The organism is Opitutus sp. (assembly GCA_024998815.1).
Classification (GTDB): domain Bacteria; phylum Verrucomicrobiota; class Verrucomicrobiia; order Opitutales; family Opitutaceae; genus Rariglobus.
Genome location: JACEUQ010000003.1, coordinates 280,189 through 297,585, shown reverse-complemented (window position 1 = coordinate 297,585; position 17,397 = coordinate 280,189). Strand labels below are relative to the sequence as shown.

The window sequence follows — 17,397 nt, the reverse complement described above, 5'->3', positions numbered from 1 at the left end:
CATGCGCTGCACCCACTTCATGGAATCCCGCCCACCAACCTGGCTTGCCGATGCCTTTTTTTACGAGGTTTACCCCCAGAGTTTTCTGGACACCAATGGCGATGGCATCGGGGATCTGCCCGGAGTCATCGCAAAATTGGATTATATTCGCTCGTTGGGTTGCAACGCGATTTGGCTGAACCCGTGCTTTGAATCACCCTTCGGTGATGCGGGTTACGATATCAGCGATTTTTACAAGGTCGCCCCGCGCTACGGCTCCAATGCCGATCTGACCCGCCTTTTCAAAGAAGCCCATAAGCGCGGGATGCGTGTCTGTCTCGACCTTGTCGCCGGGCACACTTCCACGGAGCACCCGTGGTTCAAGCAGTCCTCGAAGGACGGGAGCAATTCATTCACCAACCGCTACGTTTGGATGAACAACGTTTTTAGCGGGCCGCCCCCTGGACTCTCGATGATCTCCGGATTTTCCGAGCGGGAGGGAAATTACATCACCAATTTTTTTCACTTCCAGCCGGCACTGAACTACGGCTTCGCGAAACCCGATCCACAGAAGCCGTGGCAACTACCGGTGGATCATCCCGACTGCCTCGCGACGCGCGAGGAGATGAAGAACATCATGCGCTACTGGCTCGACGCCGGGGCGGACGGTTTCCGGGTGGACATGGCGTCCTCCCTCGTGAAGGGCGACAAGGACTTCAAGGAAACGATGAAGCTCTGGGCGGACATGCGGGCCATGTATGACGCTGAATATCCCGACGCCGTTCTCATTGCCGAGTGGTCGGATCCGGCCCGCGCAATCGCTGCGGGTTTCCATATCGATTTTCTCATCCACTTTAACGACCCCTCTTACACTTCGCTTTTCCGGAGCGAGCCCGAGCGAGACCTCTTTGGTTTCTTTAAGAACGTCCCCCCCAGTTTTTTTGATCGCAAGGGAAAGGGCGACATCTGTGCGTTCCTCGATTCCTACCTCAAACACTTCCGCAAAACCCGCCGTTCCGGTTACATCTCCATTCCGAGTGGCAATCACGACATCATGCGGCTCGCGGAGGGTCGGACCATGGACGAACTCAAGGTCGCCTTCACCTTCCTCATGACCATGCCCGGCGTGCCGTATCTTTACTGCGGAGATGAGATCGGCATGGGCTATGTGCGCGGGCTTGTGTCCAAGGAAGGCGGTTACAACCGCACCGGTTCACGCACTCCGATGCAATGGACGAAGGGACGGAATGCCGGATTCTCGACGGCACCCGCGAAAAATCTCTACCTGTCCATCGATCCCGCAAGGAACCGGCCGACCATCGAGGCACAGGAAAAAGATCCCGACTCCTTGCTGAACCACATTCGCCAACTTGCGACGCTGCGCCGCGAACATCCGGCGCTCGGCGGCGATGGGGACTTCGAACCCCTCTACGCAAAACGAAACCGCTATCCGTTTGTTTACCAACGCAAACTCGGCGGCCAACGCGTCCTTGTCGCCGTCAATCCATCCGATCAACCGGTAACGGTCATGATCGAAGCCTCTTGTTCCAAGGCCACGGTTCTCGATGGCGTCGACACAACCATGGAACGAGCAGGGAAAAAATGGCTCATCCGAATGGGTGGCGTATCCAGCGGCATCTTCACTCTTGAGGCGTGAGGCCATGAAGAAAAGCCTAGCAAAACTCCAGGCCCAGTCGCCGGTGACCATTGTATCTGTCGGTGACTCCAACAACGTCATCGCGGGCCATACCAAGGGACATTTTAACTGGTTTCATCACCTTCACCTCGCCATCTGCGAAACCTATGGCGACGGATGCGTCTATACCATCAATAGCGCGGTCTGTGGAAACACGGTAGCCAAGCAACTCCTGCGACTTGAGCAAGACATCCTGCGTTGGAAGCCGGATCTGGTAATCGCATCCTTTGGGATCAACGACCAAAACATGGGAGTTTCCCGCATCGAGGAGTTTCGGACCAGTTACCGGGCATTTGTGGAAAGAGTGCGGCGTGAGAGCGGGGCAGAGATCCTCATGCGCACCCCGGCACCCAAGGTCTTTGGTTCCGGTTACGGGGAAGCATTGCCATCCGGTGCCAAGCCGGGAGTGGCCTGGCCCGGTGAGAGTGGCGTGATCGAACGCTATGCGAGGGCGATTGCGGAGCTTGGCCGAGAGCTGGATTGTGTGGTTTGCGATCACTACTCCGCCTGGGCCGGGCACAAGAGCACCGCCGTAAAGCTGTCCCACAGCTACCAAGGCCTGAGCTGTCGCTATGCGGACACCCTGCATCTCAATGCCCAAGGGCATCTGACCATGTTTCGCGAACTGGCACCCTGTTTCCATGTTCCCGCGAGATTCAACTACGAGGAATAATCATGCCTGACCCGAATGGCACTTAGTTAGAGCCTGTTCCGTGCTTATAAGTAATTTATTTACAATTACTTATAAGCACGGGACAGGCTCTAGTTACATGAAGAGAACGCTTTCGGCGTCTGCCTCATCGAACACCCCTTTCGGAAGTGGATGAGGCGACCCTGCTCAAAGAGATGATAGCTCTGAAACGCCAAATTCCCGGTGCAAAGGCACTTCCAATGCCTCGTGCGCTGGGCCTTAAAGGGAGGTCCTAAATTCATTGCCACGCTTTGATTTTCACAAACCCGACTAGTGCGAACGGGGATACGTTCGCAAAAACGGTAGTAAAACGGCTTTAATATTATGGTTTCACGTGGTTTGAGTGTGGGGCTCGATGAATCAAGCGTAAGCGTCTGGCCGGAGACCCACTACCGCTGGAAGGCATGGTGGGGTAAAGTGGCTGGATGAAAATGATCACAGCGGATTTGGTGGCGGACGAAACCAAGCGGGACACAACTGGGAGGCGGATTACGCCGAAAGCGAGGCGCGAGGAGTTGCTCGCTGCCTATGAACAAAGCGGACTGACGCAGGCGGAGTTTGCCCGGCGAGAGGCAATCAACTATCATACATTCGCCTCGTGGGTGTACGATCGTAGAGGCCGGGACGGCACTGCGGTGGGGCTGGGCACGGGTGCCCAGATCAAATTTGCCGAAGTAAGTGTTACCGATTTTTTTCTGATCGTAAAAACTGCCAAATTGGCCGCGTAGGGTTTTTTCAAGTTTTGCCGGACTGCGGTCGTGTTTTGTAGCCAAATTGCCGCGCACCGGTCGTAGCATTACGACCGATTTGGTGTTACCGATTTTTTTCTGATCGTAAAAACTGCCAAATTGGCCGCGTAGGGTTTTTTCAAGTTTTGCCGGACTGCGTGTGAGCGGCGAGCGGGAAAGCGTCTATTTCTGGCGGTTAGGAATGCACTTCTTCTTCGGTGGATCTTCTTCCCCTTAAAAAGAGTAATACTCTTCTTCCGTGGGTGGGTTTTCTTCCCTGTCCGGCTGGGGATATGAGGGGTGCGAATGGGTGGAGATTGAACCGGCGGGACGCTTGGCGGATGCACAGCGATGCATCCAACCGGTTCACGCAAGTGTTTGCACTGTGTCGATTTCTTTCTGCCCGACGCGCATAACCGCGAGCGTCAGCGCTACTGCGGGAAGCCGGGATGCCGACGGGCGAGCCGGGCGGCCAGTCAGGCCAAATGGTTGGCGAAGCCGGAGAACCTCGACCACTGGAAAGGCCCAGAAAATGTCCAACGGGTGCAGGAGTGGCGGAAGGCCAATCCGGGGTACTCAAGGCGGAGGGGGCCGCGACGGCGGGTGGCGTTACAAGACATCCCAACTACGCAATCCGTTGTGCACCAGCCTAAAGCCGAGCCGGTCGCCGAGGTGGCGTTACCGAATCCCTGCGTGCCGTTACAAGACAGATGGGAGTCGCAAAACCCTGTGCTCGTGGGGCTTATCGCGCAGTTCGCCGGAGTGACGTTACAAGAGGACCTCGAACCCATGCTGCGACACCTGCAATCCCGGGGGCGGGTGATCCTGGGCATCGACGTCCAGCCGCCCGATTATGCAAAAACAACCGATCGATCGCGAACAACTCCGGCGCACGCCGGCCCAGTTTAGCTGGCTGGACCACCGGCTGGTGCGGGGCAATTACCTGGGGCGGGCCAGTGCCCCCGCCTGGGGCCTCTATCTGGTCCTGGTCACCGTGGGCGACGCCGACGGGCTGAGTTACTACGCCACGCGCACCCTGGCCCGGCTGCTCACGCTCAGCGAGGACGGCCTGGTCGAGGCGCGCCGGCAGTTAATCGAGGCCGGGGTGATCGCCTACGCCGCGCCACTTTACCAGGTGCTCTCCTTGGACCGGGGCAGGCCAATCGCACACGCTGGCGGCAACGCCGCCGCCGAGCCGGGAGGTGGGCGCGTGATCGATTACGAACTGTATTGCCGGATAAAACAGGCGGAGGCGGCCGGTCACAGTGCGCCGCAAATCGCCCGCTCGCTCCAGTTGCACGTGCAGACGGTGAGGCGCTGGCAGGCGCAGGAAAAGTACGTGCGCAGCCAGGCCGCGCAGGTGCCTAGGCCAAGCAAGCTCGACGTGCACAAGCCGGCGATCGCGCGGTGGCTGGAGGCCCATCCGTTCACCGCCATGCAGCTCTGGCAAAAGGTGCGCGAGCGGGGGTACACGGGCGGGTATTCAATTTTGAAAGACTACGTGCGGCGGGTGCGGCCGAGGAACCTGGAGGCGTTTCTTACCCTCAAGTTTGCCCCCGGCCAGACCGCGCAGGTGGACTGGGGCAGTTTTGGCGCGGTGGAGGTGGACGGCACCCGGCGGGCTTTAAGTTTTTTCGTCATGGTTTTGGGGTACAGCCGGTTCCTGCATGTGGAATTTACCCTCGGGCAGGGCCAGGAGTGGTGGCTGGGCTGTCACCGGCGCGCCTTTGAAAAACTCGGCGGGGTGCCGCGCGAGGTGATGGTGGACAACTGCAAGACGGCCGTCCTCTCGCATGTGCCCGGGACCGACCCGGTGTACAACGCCCAGTACCTGGACTTTGCCCGGCACTACGGGTTTACGATAAAAGCGTGCGGGCCGGGGCATCCGCAGTCCAAGGGCATGGTGGAAAACGCGGTGGGTTACGTGAAAAAAAGCTTCCTTGGCGGGCGGCAGATGAACGGGTTTACCGAGCTGGGGCCGGCCGCCAGCTTGTGGCTGGAAACGGTGGCCAACGTGCGCGTTCACGCTGAAACCCAGGGCCGGCCGGTGGACCGGCTGCCCGAGGAGCGCGCTGCGCTCCTGCCGCTTAACCCGGTGGCCAGTCCGGCGGTGCGCACCTTAAGCGTGCGGGCGTCGCGGCGGTGCCGGGTGAGTATCGAAACGAACCGCTACTCGGTGCCCACGAAGTTTGCCGGGGCGCTACTCACCGCGCAGATCGAGGGGGCGCAGGTGAGGTTTTATGCGGACCGCACCCTGGTGGCCGAGCATGCCCGCAGTTTTGCCCGCCGCGCCGATGTGGAAAACCCCGAGCATGTGCGCGAACTCGAGGAGCGCAAACGGCAGGGGGCGCGGCAGCGCCTGCGGCTACGGTTTTTGGAACTGAGCCCGGCGGCACCCGCCTACCAACGGGGGCTGGAGGAGCGCCGGCTCAACGCGGGACACCACCTGGCGACTATCGTGGGTTTGGTGGCCCTGTATGGAACGGAGGCAGTCGGCCGGGCGATCGAAAGCGCCCATGAACTCGGCGCCTACTCCAGCGATTACATCCTCAACTTGCTCGAACAACGCGCGCGGGCCTTGCCGCAAGCCGGGCCGATCCACCTCACCCGCGCCGACGCGTTGGCCGCACTGGAACTCGAACTGCGTCCCCCGGATTTAAGCCCCTATACCCAATGAAAACAGAACCCGAAAAAACCGATTTATTAAAAGATCAACTCAAGTACCTGAAACTCGGTTACCTGCTGCGCCACCACGGCGAACTCACGGCCGAGGCGGCCAAGGCGCGCTGTTCGCACGCCGAATTTTTACGCCGACTGGTGCAGGCCGAGACCCAGGACCGCCAGATCCGGGCGCTGGAGCGGCGCATCCAGGCAGCGCGCTTCCCGGTCAAGAAAACCGTCGACCAGTTCCAGTGGGACTGGCCCAAGGAGTTGAACGAAGCGCAGGTGCGGCACCTCTTCGAACTGGGCTTTGTCAAGGAGCGCACCAACGCGGTGTTTTGCGGTGGTGTGGGGCTTGGGAAGACACATCTCGCGAGCGCGTTGGGCTACGCGGCGTGCCAGGCGGGCTACACGGTGCTGTTTACGACGGCGGTGGACGCGATCAACGCCCTGGTCACCGCCCAGTCCCTGCACCGGTTGCAAGCCGAGTTGAAGCGTTACATGACCCCTGCGGTGCTCGTGCTCGATGAGGTCGGCTACCTGCCGCTCGACAAGTCGGGGGCCGACCTGCTCTTCCAGATCGTCAGCCAACGCTACGAACGCGGCTCGCTGATCGTCACCACCAACAAGGCCTACAAACACTGGGCAGGGATCTTTAACAACGACGCTGGCATCACCGCGGCGATCCTGGACCGCCTACTGCACCGGGCCCAGACCGTCGTCATCGAGGGCAAATCCTACCGCATGAAAGACCGCCTGGCCGACGAACCTGCAAGCTGACCGGGCCTGATGATCGGCCCCTGGCGGGGCCGGTCATCGGCTTTTACGACAGGTGATTTTGTAACCGCCAGAAATAGACGGTGTTCGCGCCGCCGCTCACAGACTGCGGTCGTGTTTTGTAGCCAAATTGCCCCGCACCGGTCGTAGCGTTACGACAAATTTGAGCGAAACAGGCTCAAGGGGATTTATCGGCATACGATGAGAGCGTGGATTTCGATACAGCCGATTTTTCGTCGTAAGCATTCCGACCCGAGCGGTTGTAGGGTTTTGAACTGGGTTGCCGCCGTAAGCGTTGTTTCCGGCGGATTTTTTAAGATGGGAGCGCGGTTTTTCACCGTGACCATTGTTCCGCCACAGGTGTTTTCGACTCAGGCGGTCGTAAGGATTTTGGTCGTACTGCGGTCGCAATTACGACCGCAGCGGGCGGATGAGTTGGTTCGTCGGCTGTTTTACGATGCCGTGATTTTGGTCATGGCGTCGTGGAAGGACAGGCCGAGGATTTGGCAAAAAAAGTCGATCGTGTTACCGCTCAAGTTGCGTTCGGGCCAGCGCCAGTACGATTCCTTTGCGATGAGTCCGGGGTAGGCGGTAACTAAAAAATTGCCGCCGCCGGTTTCGACGAACTTGAGCCCGCGTTTTTCCAGCAGAGGAATCAGCGGGGCCGTGCGTGCGGCGCGGATTTGCTCACGGGTCCAGGGCGGGTTTTTGTTAAGATTACAACGGTGTCCAAGTTTTGAAGTATTTTCTGTGCAGGGGGGCGTCACACAGCGCTCGGAAGCGCCCCTTTGGGGCCGTCGCGAACCAGCACGGACTGGGGGTCGAGCCATGCCAATTACGTGTGTTGCGGCGGGTGTTAATTGGCCTTAAAATACTTCAATATAAGGCTTTACGAGGCACATGTAAAAATTTTTTTGGGCCTCATGGCTACACTTCATCCCCTCGCTTTAAACGAAGTATTTTTCGGGCCGCTTACCGGACTCGCGTCCGCTTCTAGGTACGCGCGTCAATGCCCGGAATTGACTGACGATGCATTCCTTCGGCTTGGTATTACCAGAGCTCTATCGGATCCTCGAAGCGGTCGCGGTTTTCTTCAACAAGTCGGTTCCTTGTTCGAGTCTTGTCCCGCTACGGGGCACTTCTTTGAAGTACTGAAAAGCGAACGCAGGTTGGCTTTATTAATGGATGTTTCGGTGCAGGCCACCGCCCTGCTCGAAAACTTTACCGAACTGCCCGCTGCCGTTGATAATTATGCCCTCTATGCCGGCGACGGTCATTGGCATGGGGCGGCTTCGCACGATCAGAAAATTGATGAACGCCGTTGGCCGGTAGGACATTTATATGCCCTTAATATTCGAACTCATGCCATGCAACATCTTGCACTCACTGAGGGCAAAAAAGAACACGATATGAGCGTGATCAAGCGACTCGGCTCTAATGCTTTGCGTATGGGGGAGCCGACCGGCAAGAAAGTTCTTTGGATCTGGGATCGCGCAGGCCTTGATTTTCCTCTCTGGCATAACTGGAAGCAAACTGCCGGCGTCTATTTTCTTTCACGCACCAAAGAAAATCTCCTGTTTGAGCCCTTCGCTTCGAAGTTGTTTGATCGTGCTGATCCCATTAATCATGGCGTCATAGCGGATGAAATAGTCATCGCCGCCCATCAGGTGCGTGTGCGCTTAATACGATACCGCGATCCAGTCAGTGGTGAGGTGTATGAGTTCATCACCAGCGTTTTTGACTTACCGCCAGGGCTTCTCGCCTGGCTTTATAAAAAACGCTGGGAGATTGAAAAGGTTTTCGATCAATTTAAAAACAAGCTGGAGGAATCCAAGGCGTGGGCGTCGAGCTCAACCGCCAAGCAAATACAGGCCCATTTTCTTTGCCTAACCCATAACCTACTGGTCCTGTTTGAGCAAAAATTAGAACGAGATTATCAAATCAAAAATGAGGCGGGCCTCCGTCGGCAACAAAAACGATTAGACGACCAAATCGCGACCGCCAAAAAAAATGACCGGCTTCTTTGCTCCTTACTCACAACCGTATTGCGACCGCTTCAGCGCAGTGTGAAACTTCTCCGCTGGTTGCGCTCACATTGGTTCTCTTCTTGCCCTATTTCAGATCTGCTGCCGCAACTTAAACTGCTCTATGCCAACCCATAGATCTAAAACTTGGACACCGTTGACGTAAGTGCATTTGAGATCAAGTGGGGAGCAACTTACGTAAGTGCCTTAGAAGCCTTTATCGTAAGATGTGCAGGTTCGACTCCTGTCCCGGGCACCACTGTCAGAGGAGAGCTAAAAAAAGGGAACGGAAAGGGAACAAACTCGCCGGGATTTGTTAGCGGCGGACCGCGCCGCACAGGCTCAATCCTGGGCCGCCGACACGGGGTTTTTTACGGGTTTTTACACCCCGCCAATTCGCTCTGGAAATTACGCTTGCGCCTCCCTTTCGCCGCCCCAACGAATCGCACCTTATTCTGCCTGTAACTATTCACCATAAGCGGCGCACTTCCTGCATCACCTGGGTCCTTTAACCGTACCGTCTACACCTTCGTTTACCATGGCCAAGATCCTTCCGTCACCGCTTTATTCCGCTGAACAAGAACACGATGCATGCGGCGTCGGGTGTATCGCCAAGCTCACCGGCGAGCGCTCCCACGATGTGCTCAAGCGCGCCATCGACGCCCTCAAGGCCCTCGCCCATCGCGGCGCCATCGACGCCGATGCGGTCACCGGCGACGGCGCAGGCTTGCTCACCCAGCTGCCGCTGGAACTCTTTAAGGCCTACCTGGCCGAGCGCAAAAAGTCCCTGTTCCGCGAACAGGACCTGGGCGTGGGCATGATTTTCCTGCCCCGTGGCGACGAATACGCCCAGGCCCACGCCAAAAAAATCGTCGAGGCCGCCGTCAAGGCCGAGGGCCTGGCCTGGCTCGATTGGCGCGAAGTCCCCACCGACTCCAGCTGCTTGGGCCGCAAGGCGATAGAAACCCAGCCGCTCATCGTTCAGGCCCTCGTTGCCCGCAAGGAGGACCTCGCCGACGACGAATTTGAGCGCAAACTCTTCCTCGCCCAAAAGTGCATCGAGCGCCAGGTCGCCGAGGCCAAAATCGCGGGTTTTTACGTCTGCTCGTTCTCCTCGCGCACCATCATTTACAAGGGCCTGCTCACGCCGAGCCAGTTGCGCAAGTACTTCACGGACCTGAAGTCGCCGCTGTTCACCACCGCGTTCGCGATTTTCCACCAGCGCTACTCGACCAACACGTTCCCCACCTGGCACTTGGCGCATCCGTTCCGGATGATGGCCCACAACGGCGAGATCAACACCATCCGCGGCAACCGCAACCGCATGCGCGCCCGCGAAAACTCCGTCTCCCACGGGGTCTGGGGCGACCGTTTCGCCGACCTCAAGCCGCTCGTTCAGCCGGCCATGTCGGACTCCGCCTCCTTCGACAACGCCCTTCAGCTCATCACCTTGGGCGGACGCAGCCCGCTCCACGCCGCGATGATGATGATGCCCCCGGCCTGGGAAAAAGATAAAAAGTTCTCCGCCGAGACGCGCGGCTTTTTCCGTTACCACGCCGGCATGATGGAGCCGTGGGACGGCCCCGCCGCCGTGGTTTTCACCGACGGTCTCACCATCGGCGCCGCCCTCGACCGCAACGGCCTGCGCCCCGCGCGCTACAAGATTTTCGACGACGGCTACTTCATCTTGGCCTCCGAAGCCGGTCTGGTGCATGACTTTCCGGGTAAAGTAGTCGAGGCCGGCCGGCTCGGGCCCGGTCGCATGCTCGCCCTCGATCTGGTGGAGCACAAATTTTACCACGACGAGGAGATCAAGGCCCGCTTCACCACGGATCCCAAGTTCAAGCAGTGGTGCGCCGAACACCTGGTTAACAATCAGGCTGCGCCCGCCTCCGGCTCTGCCGCCGCGCCCGCCGTCGCCCCCGCTTCGGTCGTCGACCAACTCGCCTTCGGCTACGACCACGACGAGATCGAGCTCATCCTCACCCCGCTCGCCGAAGGCCTCGAGCCGACCGGCTCGATGGGCGACGACACGCCGATGGCCGTGCTCTCGCGCCGCCCCCGCCTGCTGTATTCGTATTTCAAGCAGCTGTTCGCCCAGGTCACCAACCCGCCGATCGATTCCATCCGCGAGAAAACGGTCATGTCGCTCACCGGTTACCTCGGTGGCCGCCTGAGCCTGTTCGAGGAATTCCCGAAGACCGCCGGTCTCGTCGAGTTCGATTCGCCCATCCTGTTCGACCACGAGGTGGCCGCGCTCTTTGAGGTGTCCTTCCTGAAGGATCGCGTCGTGCGTCTGCCCGCCCTGTTCGACGCCTCGCAAGGCCCCGACGCGCTCGAGGCCGCCGTCAAGGCCCTCGCTGCCCAGGCCGAGGCCGCCGTCGGCAAGGCCGGCGCCAAGCTGGTGATCGTTTCCGACCGCGGTGCGAACGCCAAGCTGGCCGCCATTCCGATGCTTCTGGCCGTCGGTGCGGTGAATCAGCAGCTGGTGCGCGCCGGTTTACGCCTGCAGGCCGACCTCATGGCCGAGACCGGCGAAGCCCGTGACGTTCACCAGATCGCCACCCTGCTCGCCTTCGGCAGCAATGCGGTTAACCCCTACCTTGCGCTCGAGCTCGTTGCCGGTCTGGCCACCTCCGGGGCCACCACCAAGCCGGTCACCGTCGCCCAGGCCTTGCTCAACTACAAGACCACCATCGACGCCGGCCTGCTCAAGATCATGGCCAAGATGGGCATTTCCACGCTGCTCTCCTACCGGGGCGCGCAGATGTTCGAGGCCCTTGGCGTCTCCAAGAAACTCATCGAGGCGAACTTCACCGGCACCGCCTCGCCCATCGGCGGCATCGGTTACCCCGAGATCGCCATAGAGGCCCTCCGCCGCCACTCCCGCGCTTATCCCGAGGCGAGCTATGAGCTAGGAGCTAAGAGCTCTGAGCTCCCAGCTCCGAGCTCCCAGCCCCAAGCTCCCAGCTCTGAGCTCTTACCTCTGAGCTCCGCTCCCGCCGACCTCGGCAATGAGGGGTATTACCGCGTCAACAAGAAGGGCGAAGGCGAGTTCCACGGTTGGAACCCCAAGGTCGTCTCCGCCATGAACAAGTTCGTGCGCGCCGGCGGTTCTGCCGAATCCTACAACGAGTGGAAAACCCAGGCCGACGACCACGCGCCGGTTTCCATCAAGGACATCCTCAAGATCCGCTTCTCCGCCGCCACGCCGATCGCCCTCGACGAGGTCGAGCCGATCGAGGAAATCCGCCAGCGCTTCACCACCGCCGGTATGTCGATGGGCGCGCTCTCGCCCGAGATGCACGAGGCTCTCGCCATCGCCATGAACCGCATCGGCGGCAAATCCAACTCCGGCGAAGGCGGCGAGGATCCCGACCGTTTCAACGTCCGCGCCAACGGCGACAACGCCAACTCCGCGATCAAGCAGATCGCATCCGGTCGTTTCGGTGTCACGCCCGCTTACCTGTCTTCCGCCAAGGAAATCGAGATCAAGATGGCCCAGGGCGCCAAGCCCGGCGAGGGCGGCCAATTGCCCGGCGCCAAGGTCACCCCGCTCATCGCCAAGCTGCGCTTCAGCGTGCCCGGCGTGACGCTCATCTCGCCCCCGCCGCACCACGACATCTACTCGATTGAGGACCTCGCCCAGCTGATCTTCGACATCAAGGAAGTTAACCCGCGCGCCAAGGTCTGCGTTAAACTCGTCTCCAGCTCCGGCGTCGGCACCGTCGCCGCCGGCGTGGCCAAGGCCTACGCCGACGTCATCTTGGTCTCCGGCCACGATGGCGGCACGGGCGCCTCGCCGCTCGCCTCGATCAAAAACGCCGGCTCGGTCTGGGAAATCGGCGTGGCCGAGGCCCACCAGGTTCTGATGATGAACGGCCTGCGTGGCCGCGTCACGTTGCGCACCGACGGCGGCATGAAAACCGGCCGCGACATCGTGATCGCTGCGTTGCTCGGCGCCGAGGAGTTCAACTTCGGCACCGCCGCGCTCATCGCCGGCGGCTGCGCGATGTTCCGTGTTTGCCACTTGAATACCTGCCCGGTCGGCGTCGCCACCCAGCGCGAAGACCTGCGCGCCAAGTTCCGCGGCAAGCCCGAGAACATCATCAACTTCTTCAACGCCGTCGCCGAGGACGTGCGCCATTACCTCGCCAAACTCGGCGCGCGTAACCTCAACGAGATTGTCGGTCGCGTTGACCTCTTGGAGCAGATCGACGACCCGGCGAACCCGAAGAGCAAGTTGGTCGACCTCTCCGGCCTGTTGCACAACCCCGATCCCTCGGGCGAAACGGACCGTTTCCACACCCGCCAGCGCAACGAGCGTTTCGGTGGCGAAGGCTCGCTCGACGAGGCAATCCTGCAGGAGGCGCGCGACGTCATTCTGGGCGAGTCCTCGCGGCTGGTTGCCCGCTACAAGGTGACCAACGTCAACCGCGACATCGGCACGCAGATCTCCGGCCAGATCGCCTACCAGCACGGCAACGAAGGCCTGCCGGCGGGCACGATCGACCTGACCTTTACCGGTTCGGCCGGCCAGAGTTTCGGCGCGTTTTTGGTCAACGGCCTGCGCCTGACCCTGATTGGCGAGGCCAACGATTACGTGGGCAAAGGCATCAACGGCGGTGAGATCATCGTGCGCCCCAAGCCGAGCGAGACCTTTGCGTGGAACGAGCAGGCGCTGTTGGGCAACACCTGCTTGTACGGGGCGACCGGCGGCACGCTGTTTGCGGCGGGGCGGGCGGGTGAGCGTTTCGCGGTGCGTAACTCCGGGGCGACCACCGTGGTCGAAGGCGTGGGTGACCACGGCTGCGAGTACATGACGGTGGGCACGGTGGTGATTCTCGGGCCGACTGGCAGCAATTTCGGCGCCGGTATGAGCGGCGGGTTGGCCTTCATTTATGACCCCGCCGAGAGCCTGCCGAAGAACATCAACCCGGCGATGATCGGCCTGGAGCGCCTGAGCGGGGCCGAGGAAATCGAAAGCCTGAAGCAGCTGGTGGCGGCGCACGCGAAAGCGACGACGAGCCCGTATGCGCAGGCGTTGCTGGCGGACTGGGCTGCGACGGTGGCCAAGTTCTGGAAAGTGGTGCCCTTCGCGCCGACGCCCGACGCGCCCAAGCCCGTGCTCCGTTATCCTGCCGGATAACGGCTTCGGGGGCGGGGGAAAAAGTAGCGCAGACTGGAAGTCTGCTCCGAAGTCACCCAAGGCAGTTTTGCCGCGAAAGAACGCAAGGAGCGCAAAGAACAATCCACCTGTATTTCTATGCGTTCTCTGCGATCCTTCGCGGCCAAATGGATTGAAGTCCGGCCCTGGCCACCGGAGCAGACTGGAAGTCTGCGCTACTTTCCGCCGCTCACCTCGTCTTCTCCGCCACGGCCAACTGGCCGCAACCGGCGCCGATATCGATGCCGCGCCGCTGCCGGACCGTGCTCGGCAGTCCATAGCCCGCCAGAACCGTTTGAAACGCCTTTGCCGCCCCGGTGTGGCTGGGCGCGCCCGTGTAGCCGGAGGTCGGGTTGAGCGGGATCAGGTTCACCTGCGCTTGCATGCCCTTGAGCAGCGCGCCCACCGCATGCGCCTGTTCGGCGCCGTCGTTTTTGCCCTCGATGAGCGTCCACTCGAAGAAAATCCGCCGGTCCAACTTTTCGGTGTAATAGCGGCAGGCTTCCATGAGCGCCTCCAGCGGCCAGGCGCGCGCCGCCGGGACCAACGCGGCGCGCTCGGCCTGCGTCGCGCCGTGCAGCGAAACCGCGAGGCACACGCTGCGTTTTTCATCGGTCATGCGGATGATGCCCGGCACCACACCGACGGTGGAAAGCGTGATTTTTTTGGCCCCCAACGCCATGCCGGTGCCATCGCACAGGATGTCCACGGCCTTCATGACCGAGTCGTAGTTGTGCAACGGCTCGCCCATGCCCATGAGCACGATGTTGCGCAGGCGCTCGTGGCGGTGGTGAGGCGAGGCGTGCGCGCCCTCGGACAACGCCGGTGCGTCCAGTGCCGTGGAGCGCAACACCCGGTCCACGTGAACGGCCTGCGCGACGATCTCGGCGGCGCTGAGGTGGCGGGTGTAACCCATCTGGCCGGTGGCGCAAAACACGCAGCCCATCGCGCAGCCCACCTGCGAACTGATGCACGCGGTGGTGCGCCCCTTGAAGCGCATCAGCACGGTTTCGATGAGGTGGGCGTCGTGGAGGCCGAGCAGGTATTTGCGGGTAAACCCATCACTAGAATGGGTTTCCCGGGTGGTTGCCAAGTGGCCAAACGTGGTTTCGGCCTCCAGCTTCGCGCGCAACCGCGCGGGCAGTTCCGGCATATCGGCCAGGCTGACGGCGCCATCGAGGTAAAGGTAACGCCAGAGCCGCGCCGCGTGCACGGGGCTGATCTCCCACCCGCTCACCAGCGCACCGAGTTCGGCACGGGTAAGGCCATAAAGATTGAGGAGGGAAGACGACATCAGCCGGAGATAGGCAAACGCCGGGGAAAGGACAGGATTTTTAGCGCCCGATCACAAACGAGTTCCCGTGCCGGGCGTGGCCCTGAGCGTGAGCTCAGGGTCTGGAGTTTGGCCCCTGACTAGTCGAACGCAGATCAGCCGAATCCTTGAGCTCACGCTCAAGGCCACACTCTTCGCGAACACACTCCTTGTGGCCTTGAGCGTGAGCTCAAGGATTCGGCGCACCGCAGCCAGAAAAAACACCTCGTGCTCACGCACGAAGCCACACCGAGCCAAAGCCACCCAGGCAAAGGCACACTCCAGGCCGCACCCGCCCGAACGTGGCCTTGAGCGTGAGCTCAAGGTCTGGAGTTTGGCCTCTGACTAGTTGGCCCGGAGAAGGCCGTAGAGATAAATGGGGCGTCGGGCCCATGGGAAAAAGCGTGGCCATGAACGATGGTGTCGGACCATGAGCACCACCACCAAAGTTCAGCGCATCATCCGCAAAAACAGTGAGCAGTGGTATGTGACATTACCCGCTTCCATCGCCCAGACGATGGGGTTCGCCAAGTCGGAGGCCGTCGAGTGGACCGTCACCGACGCGCATCATTTGGTCCTCTCACGCAGTCTGGTCGCGCCCGTTATGCCGGTCACGCCCGAGCTGGTGGACGTAGGCGTTAAAAAAAAGTCCAGTTGGGTTTATCCGATCGGCTGGGACGACTTATGAAACGGGCTTGTGCTGCGGCTTGCGCCGCCCCCGAGTGCGCCCGGAGACTGCAGGGGCATCTCATGGCGGCACTGGTTTCACCGTGCCGGGGGACTCTTACCAACCTGATTTGTCTGTGCGGGCGTGCCCAGCAGGACTGGACGGCCGACTACCGGTTGTATTCGCGTGACCGGGTGAAGCCGGCGGGGCTTTTCCGCACGGTCCTCCATGAGCTTGAGGTAAACCTGCCGGCGCTTACCCCGTTGGTGGCCGCCATCGATGACACCCTGGTACGCAAAACCGGGGTCAAGATCGACGGCGTCGGCTGGAAACGCGATCCGCTCGGCCCCGCGTTCCAAACCAACCTGGTGCGCGGCCAGCGCTATGTGCAACTCTCTGCGGCCTGGCCTGGTTCCGACGGACACGCCCGGATGATTCCGGTGGATTTCACCCACGCGCCGACGCCGCCAAAGCCGGGTAAAAAAGCCACTACCGACGAGGTTCAGCAGTACACGGAGAAGAAAAAACAGCAGCGGCTTAATGTCGTCGCGCTCGCCCGCATCCAGCAGCTTCGCCAGGCGCTGCCAGACACGCGCAAACTGGTGGTCGCCGGCGATGACAGTTACACCAATGCGGTCGTACTCAAGGGCCTGCCCGCCAAGACCGTTTATATCGGCCGGATCCGCCGGGACGCCGTGCTCAACGCCCTGCCTGGACCACCCGCGGCCACCGGTCGCCCGCCGGTCTATGGCGCGCCGGTCCAGACCCCGGAAGAGCTGCGCACCGACGACACCGTGGCCTGGCAAAGCGTCGAGGCTTATGCGGCCGGAAAAAAGCACACCTTTAAAATCAAGACCCTCGGGCCGGTGCTGTGGCGTAAAGCCGGGGCGACGCTCCCGTTGCAAGTCATGGTGATCGCCCCGGTGGGCTACCGATTGCGCGCAGGCTCGAAGCTGCTCTATCGCCAGCCTGCCTTCTTGGTTTGCACCGACCCGGATATGCCCGTGGGTGACCAACTCCAGTATTACCTCTGGCGTTGGGGCATCGAGGGAAACTTCCGGGATGAGAAAACCCTGATCGGCACCGGCCAGGCACAACTGCGCACCGCCGCCTCCAACCGCAACCAACCCGCCGCCACCGTCGCCGCCTATGCGCTGTTGTTAATCGCCGCCCTGCTCTTCGGCGATCCTGCGGGGCAAACCCCTGATCCGCCGCCGCATCTTCGCCCGCCCAAATGGCGCACGCACTCTTCGGGCGCCTCGCCTGCGACCAGTTCCACGGGGGACCTCTTGCGCACCCTGCGCAGCGAATGCTGGGCCGACCAGATCGCCCCAGAGAGTTTCTCCGACTTCACGTCGACCGACCCTCCCTCCACGAACTCATCAAAAGCGCCACCCTTCTTGGCTGAAGCACTCTTCCGCGCTGCGTAACCGGGCCTCCGGCCGCTTCGCATCCACCTGCTTTTGGGGCCAAACTCCAGGCCCTGAGCGTGAGCTCAGGGTGGGTGGGGCGAGCCGCATGTCCCCTTCCGGTCTAGCGCTTCGGGCCGCTCAGGGGCCGGAAAACACCTTAAAAACCACCCAATCTAGAGCATTTGCTGATTTGGGCTTAAGCCGGAAGGGGTTTGCGCCGAATACAGGGGAATCCCCGCTTCATGGGTTGCGGCCCGCACTCGTTTCTCCATCCCCCTCTTTT

General features: G+C 60.9%; 11 protein-coding genes. 9 read left to right on the top strand and 2 right to left on the bottom strand.

Features of this window, described 5'->3' with window-relative positions; genetic code table 11:
• Position 1 precedes the first annotated feature (1 nt).
• The 5 genes from H2170_16370 (at position 2) to H2170_16350 (ending at position 6,535) form a co-directional block, all read left to right on the top strand.
• On the top strand, positions 2-1,636 hold the full coding sequence (locus tag H2170_16370) for a glycosylase (protein ID MCS6301646.1): 1,635 nt from the start codon (positions 2-4) through the stop codon (positions 1,634-1,636).
• Between the two features lie 4 nt (positions 1,637-1,640).
• A complete protein-coding gene (locus tag H2170_16365) occupies positions 1,641-2,348 on the top strand; it encodes an SGNH/GDSL hydrolase family protein (protein MCS6301645.1) in 708 nt (235 codons plus the stop codon).
• Between the two features lie 443 nt (positions 2,349-2,791).
• Positions 2,792-3,094 carry a hypothetical protein gene (locus tag H2170_16360; GenBank protein ID MCS6301644.1) on the top strand — a complete coding sequence of 101 codons (303 nt, stop codon included), beginning with the start codon at positions 2,792-2,794 and terminating at the stop codon, positions 3,092-3,094.
• A 1,210-nt stretch (positions 3,095-4,304) separates the two neighbouring features.
• Positions 4,305-5,771 (top strand): IS21 family transposase, encoded by a 1,467-nt coding sequence (locus H2170_16355; protein MCS6301643.1) that lies wholly within the window; start codon positions 4,305-4,307, stop codon positions 5,769-5,771.
• Entirely contained in the window at positions 5,768-6,535 is a 768-nt protein-coding gene (locus tag H2170_16350; protein ID MCS6301642.1) for an ATP-binding protein, read from the top strand. The genes H2170_16355 and H2170_16350 overlap by 4 nt, the downstream gene beginning before the upstream one ends.
• A 449-nt stretch (positions 6,536-6,984) precedes the next feature.
• Here the strand turns inward: H2170_16350 and H2170_16345 are convergent, their stop codons facing one another.
• Positions 6,985-7,299 carry a hypothetical protein gene (locus H2170_16345; GenBank protein ID MCS6301641.1) on the bottom strand — a complete coding sequence of 105 codons (315 nt, stop codon included), beginning with the start codon at positions 7,297-7,299 and terminating at the stop codon, positions 6,985-6,987.
• A gap of 156 nt (positions 7,300-7,455) precedes the next feature.
• Here H2170_16345 and H2170_16340 point away from each other — a divergent pair, with 156 nt between their 5' ends.
• Together H2170_16340 and H2170_16335 are read left to right on the top strand one after the other, a co-directional pair.
• Positions 7,456-8,694, top strand: coding sequence for a transposase (locus H2170_16340; protein ID MCS6301640.1), 1,239 nt, complete (start codon positions 7,456-7,458; stop codon positions 8,692-8,694).
• A 400-nt stretch (positions 8,695-9,094) separates the two neighbouring features.
• Entirely contained in the window at positions 9,095-13,705 is a 4,611-nt protein-coding gene (locus H2170_16335; protein ID MCS6301639.1) for a glutamate synthase subunit alpha, read from the top strand.
• Positions 13,706-13,913: 208 nt separating this feature from the next.
• On the opposite strand, the gene rlmN is transcribed toward H2170_16335, so the two are convergent.
• A complete protein-coding gene (gene rlmN, locus H2170_16330; GenBank protein ID MCS6301638.1) occupies positions 13,914-15,017 on the bottom strand; it encodes a 23S rRNA (adenine(2503)-C(2))-methyltransferase RlmN in 1,104 nt (367 codons plus the stop codon).
• A 448-nt stretch (positions 15,018-15,465) separates the two neighbouring features.
• On the opposite strand from rlmN, the gene H2170_16325 reads away from it, so the two are divergent.
• Both H2170_16325 and H2170_16320 read left to right on the top strand, forming a co-directional pair.
• On the top strand, positions 15,466-15,723 hold the full coding sequence (locus tag H2170_16325; GenBank protein ID MCS6301637.1) for a hypothetical protein: 258 nt from the start codon (positions 15,466-15,468) through the stop codon (positions 15,721-15,723).
• 62 nt (positions 15,724-15,785) lie between these two features.
• On the top strand, positions 15,786-17,132 hold the full coding sequence (locus tag H2170_16320) for a transposase (GenBank protein MCS6301636.1): 1,347 nt from the start codon (positions 15,786-15,788) through the stop codon (positions 17,130-17,132).
• Positions 17,133-17,397: the final 265 nt, after the last annotated feature.

What these genes read in the sequence shown, in the direction of transcription:
- H2170_16370 (MCS6301646.1), top strand. Translation starts at nt 2, where the DNA reads ATGCGCTGCACCCACTTCATGGAATCCCGCCCACCAACCTGGCTTGCC.
- H2170_16365 (MCS6301645.1), top strand. Translation starts at nt 1,641, where the DNA reads ATGAAGAAAAGCCTAGCAAAACTCCAGGCCCAGTCGCCGGTGACCATT.
- H2170_16360 (MCS6301644.1), top strand. Translation starts at nt 2,792, where the DNA reads ATGAAAATGATCACAGCGGATTTGGTGGCGGACGAAACCAAGCGGGAC.
- H2170_16350 (MCS6301642.1), top strand. Translation starts at nt 5,768, where the DNA reads ATGAAAACAGAACCCGAAAAAACCGATTTATTAAAAGATCAACTCAAG.
- H2170_16340 (MCS6301640.1), top strand. Translation starts at nt 7,456, where the DNA reads ATGGCTACACTTCATCCCCTCGCTTTAAACGAAGTATTTTTCGGGCCG.
- H2170_16335 (MCS6301639.1), top strand. Translation starts at nt 9,095, where the DNA reads ATGGCCAAGATCCTTCCGTCACCGCTTTATTCCGCTGAACAAGAACAC.
- rlmN (MCS6301638.1), bottom strand. Translation starts at nt 15,017, where the DNA reads ATGTCGTCTTCCCTCCTCAATCTTTATGGCCTTACCCGTGCCGAACTC.
- H2170_16325 (MCS6301637.1), top strand. Translation starts at nt 15,466, where the DNA reads ATGAGCACCACCACCAAAGTTCAGCGCATCATCCGCAAAAACAGTGAG.
- H2170_16320 (MCS6301636.1), top strand. Translation starts at nt 15,786, where the DNA reads ATGGCGGCACTGGTTTCACCGTGCCGGGGGACTCTTACCAACCTGATT.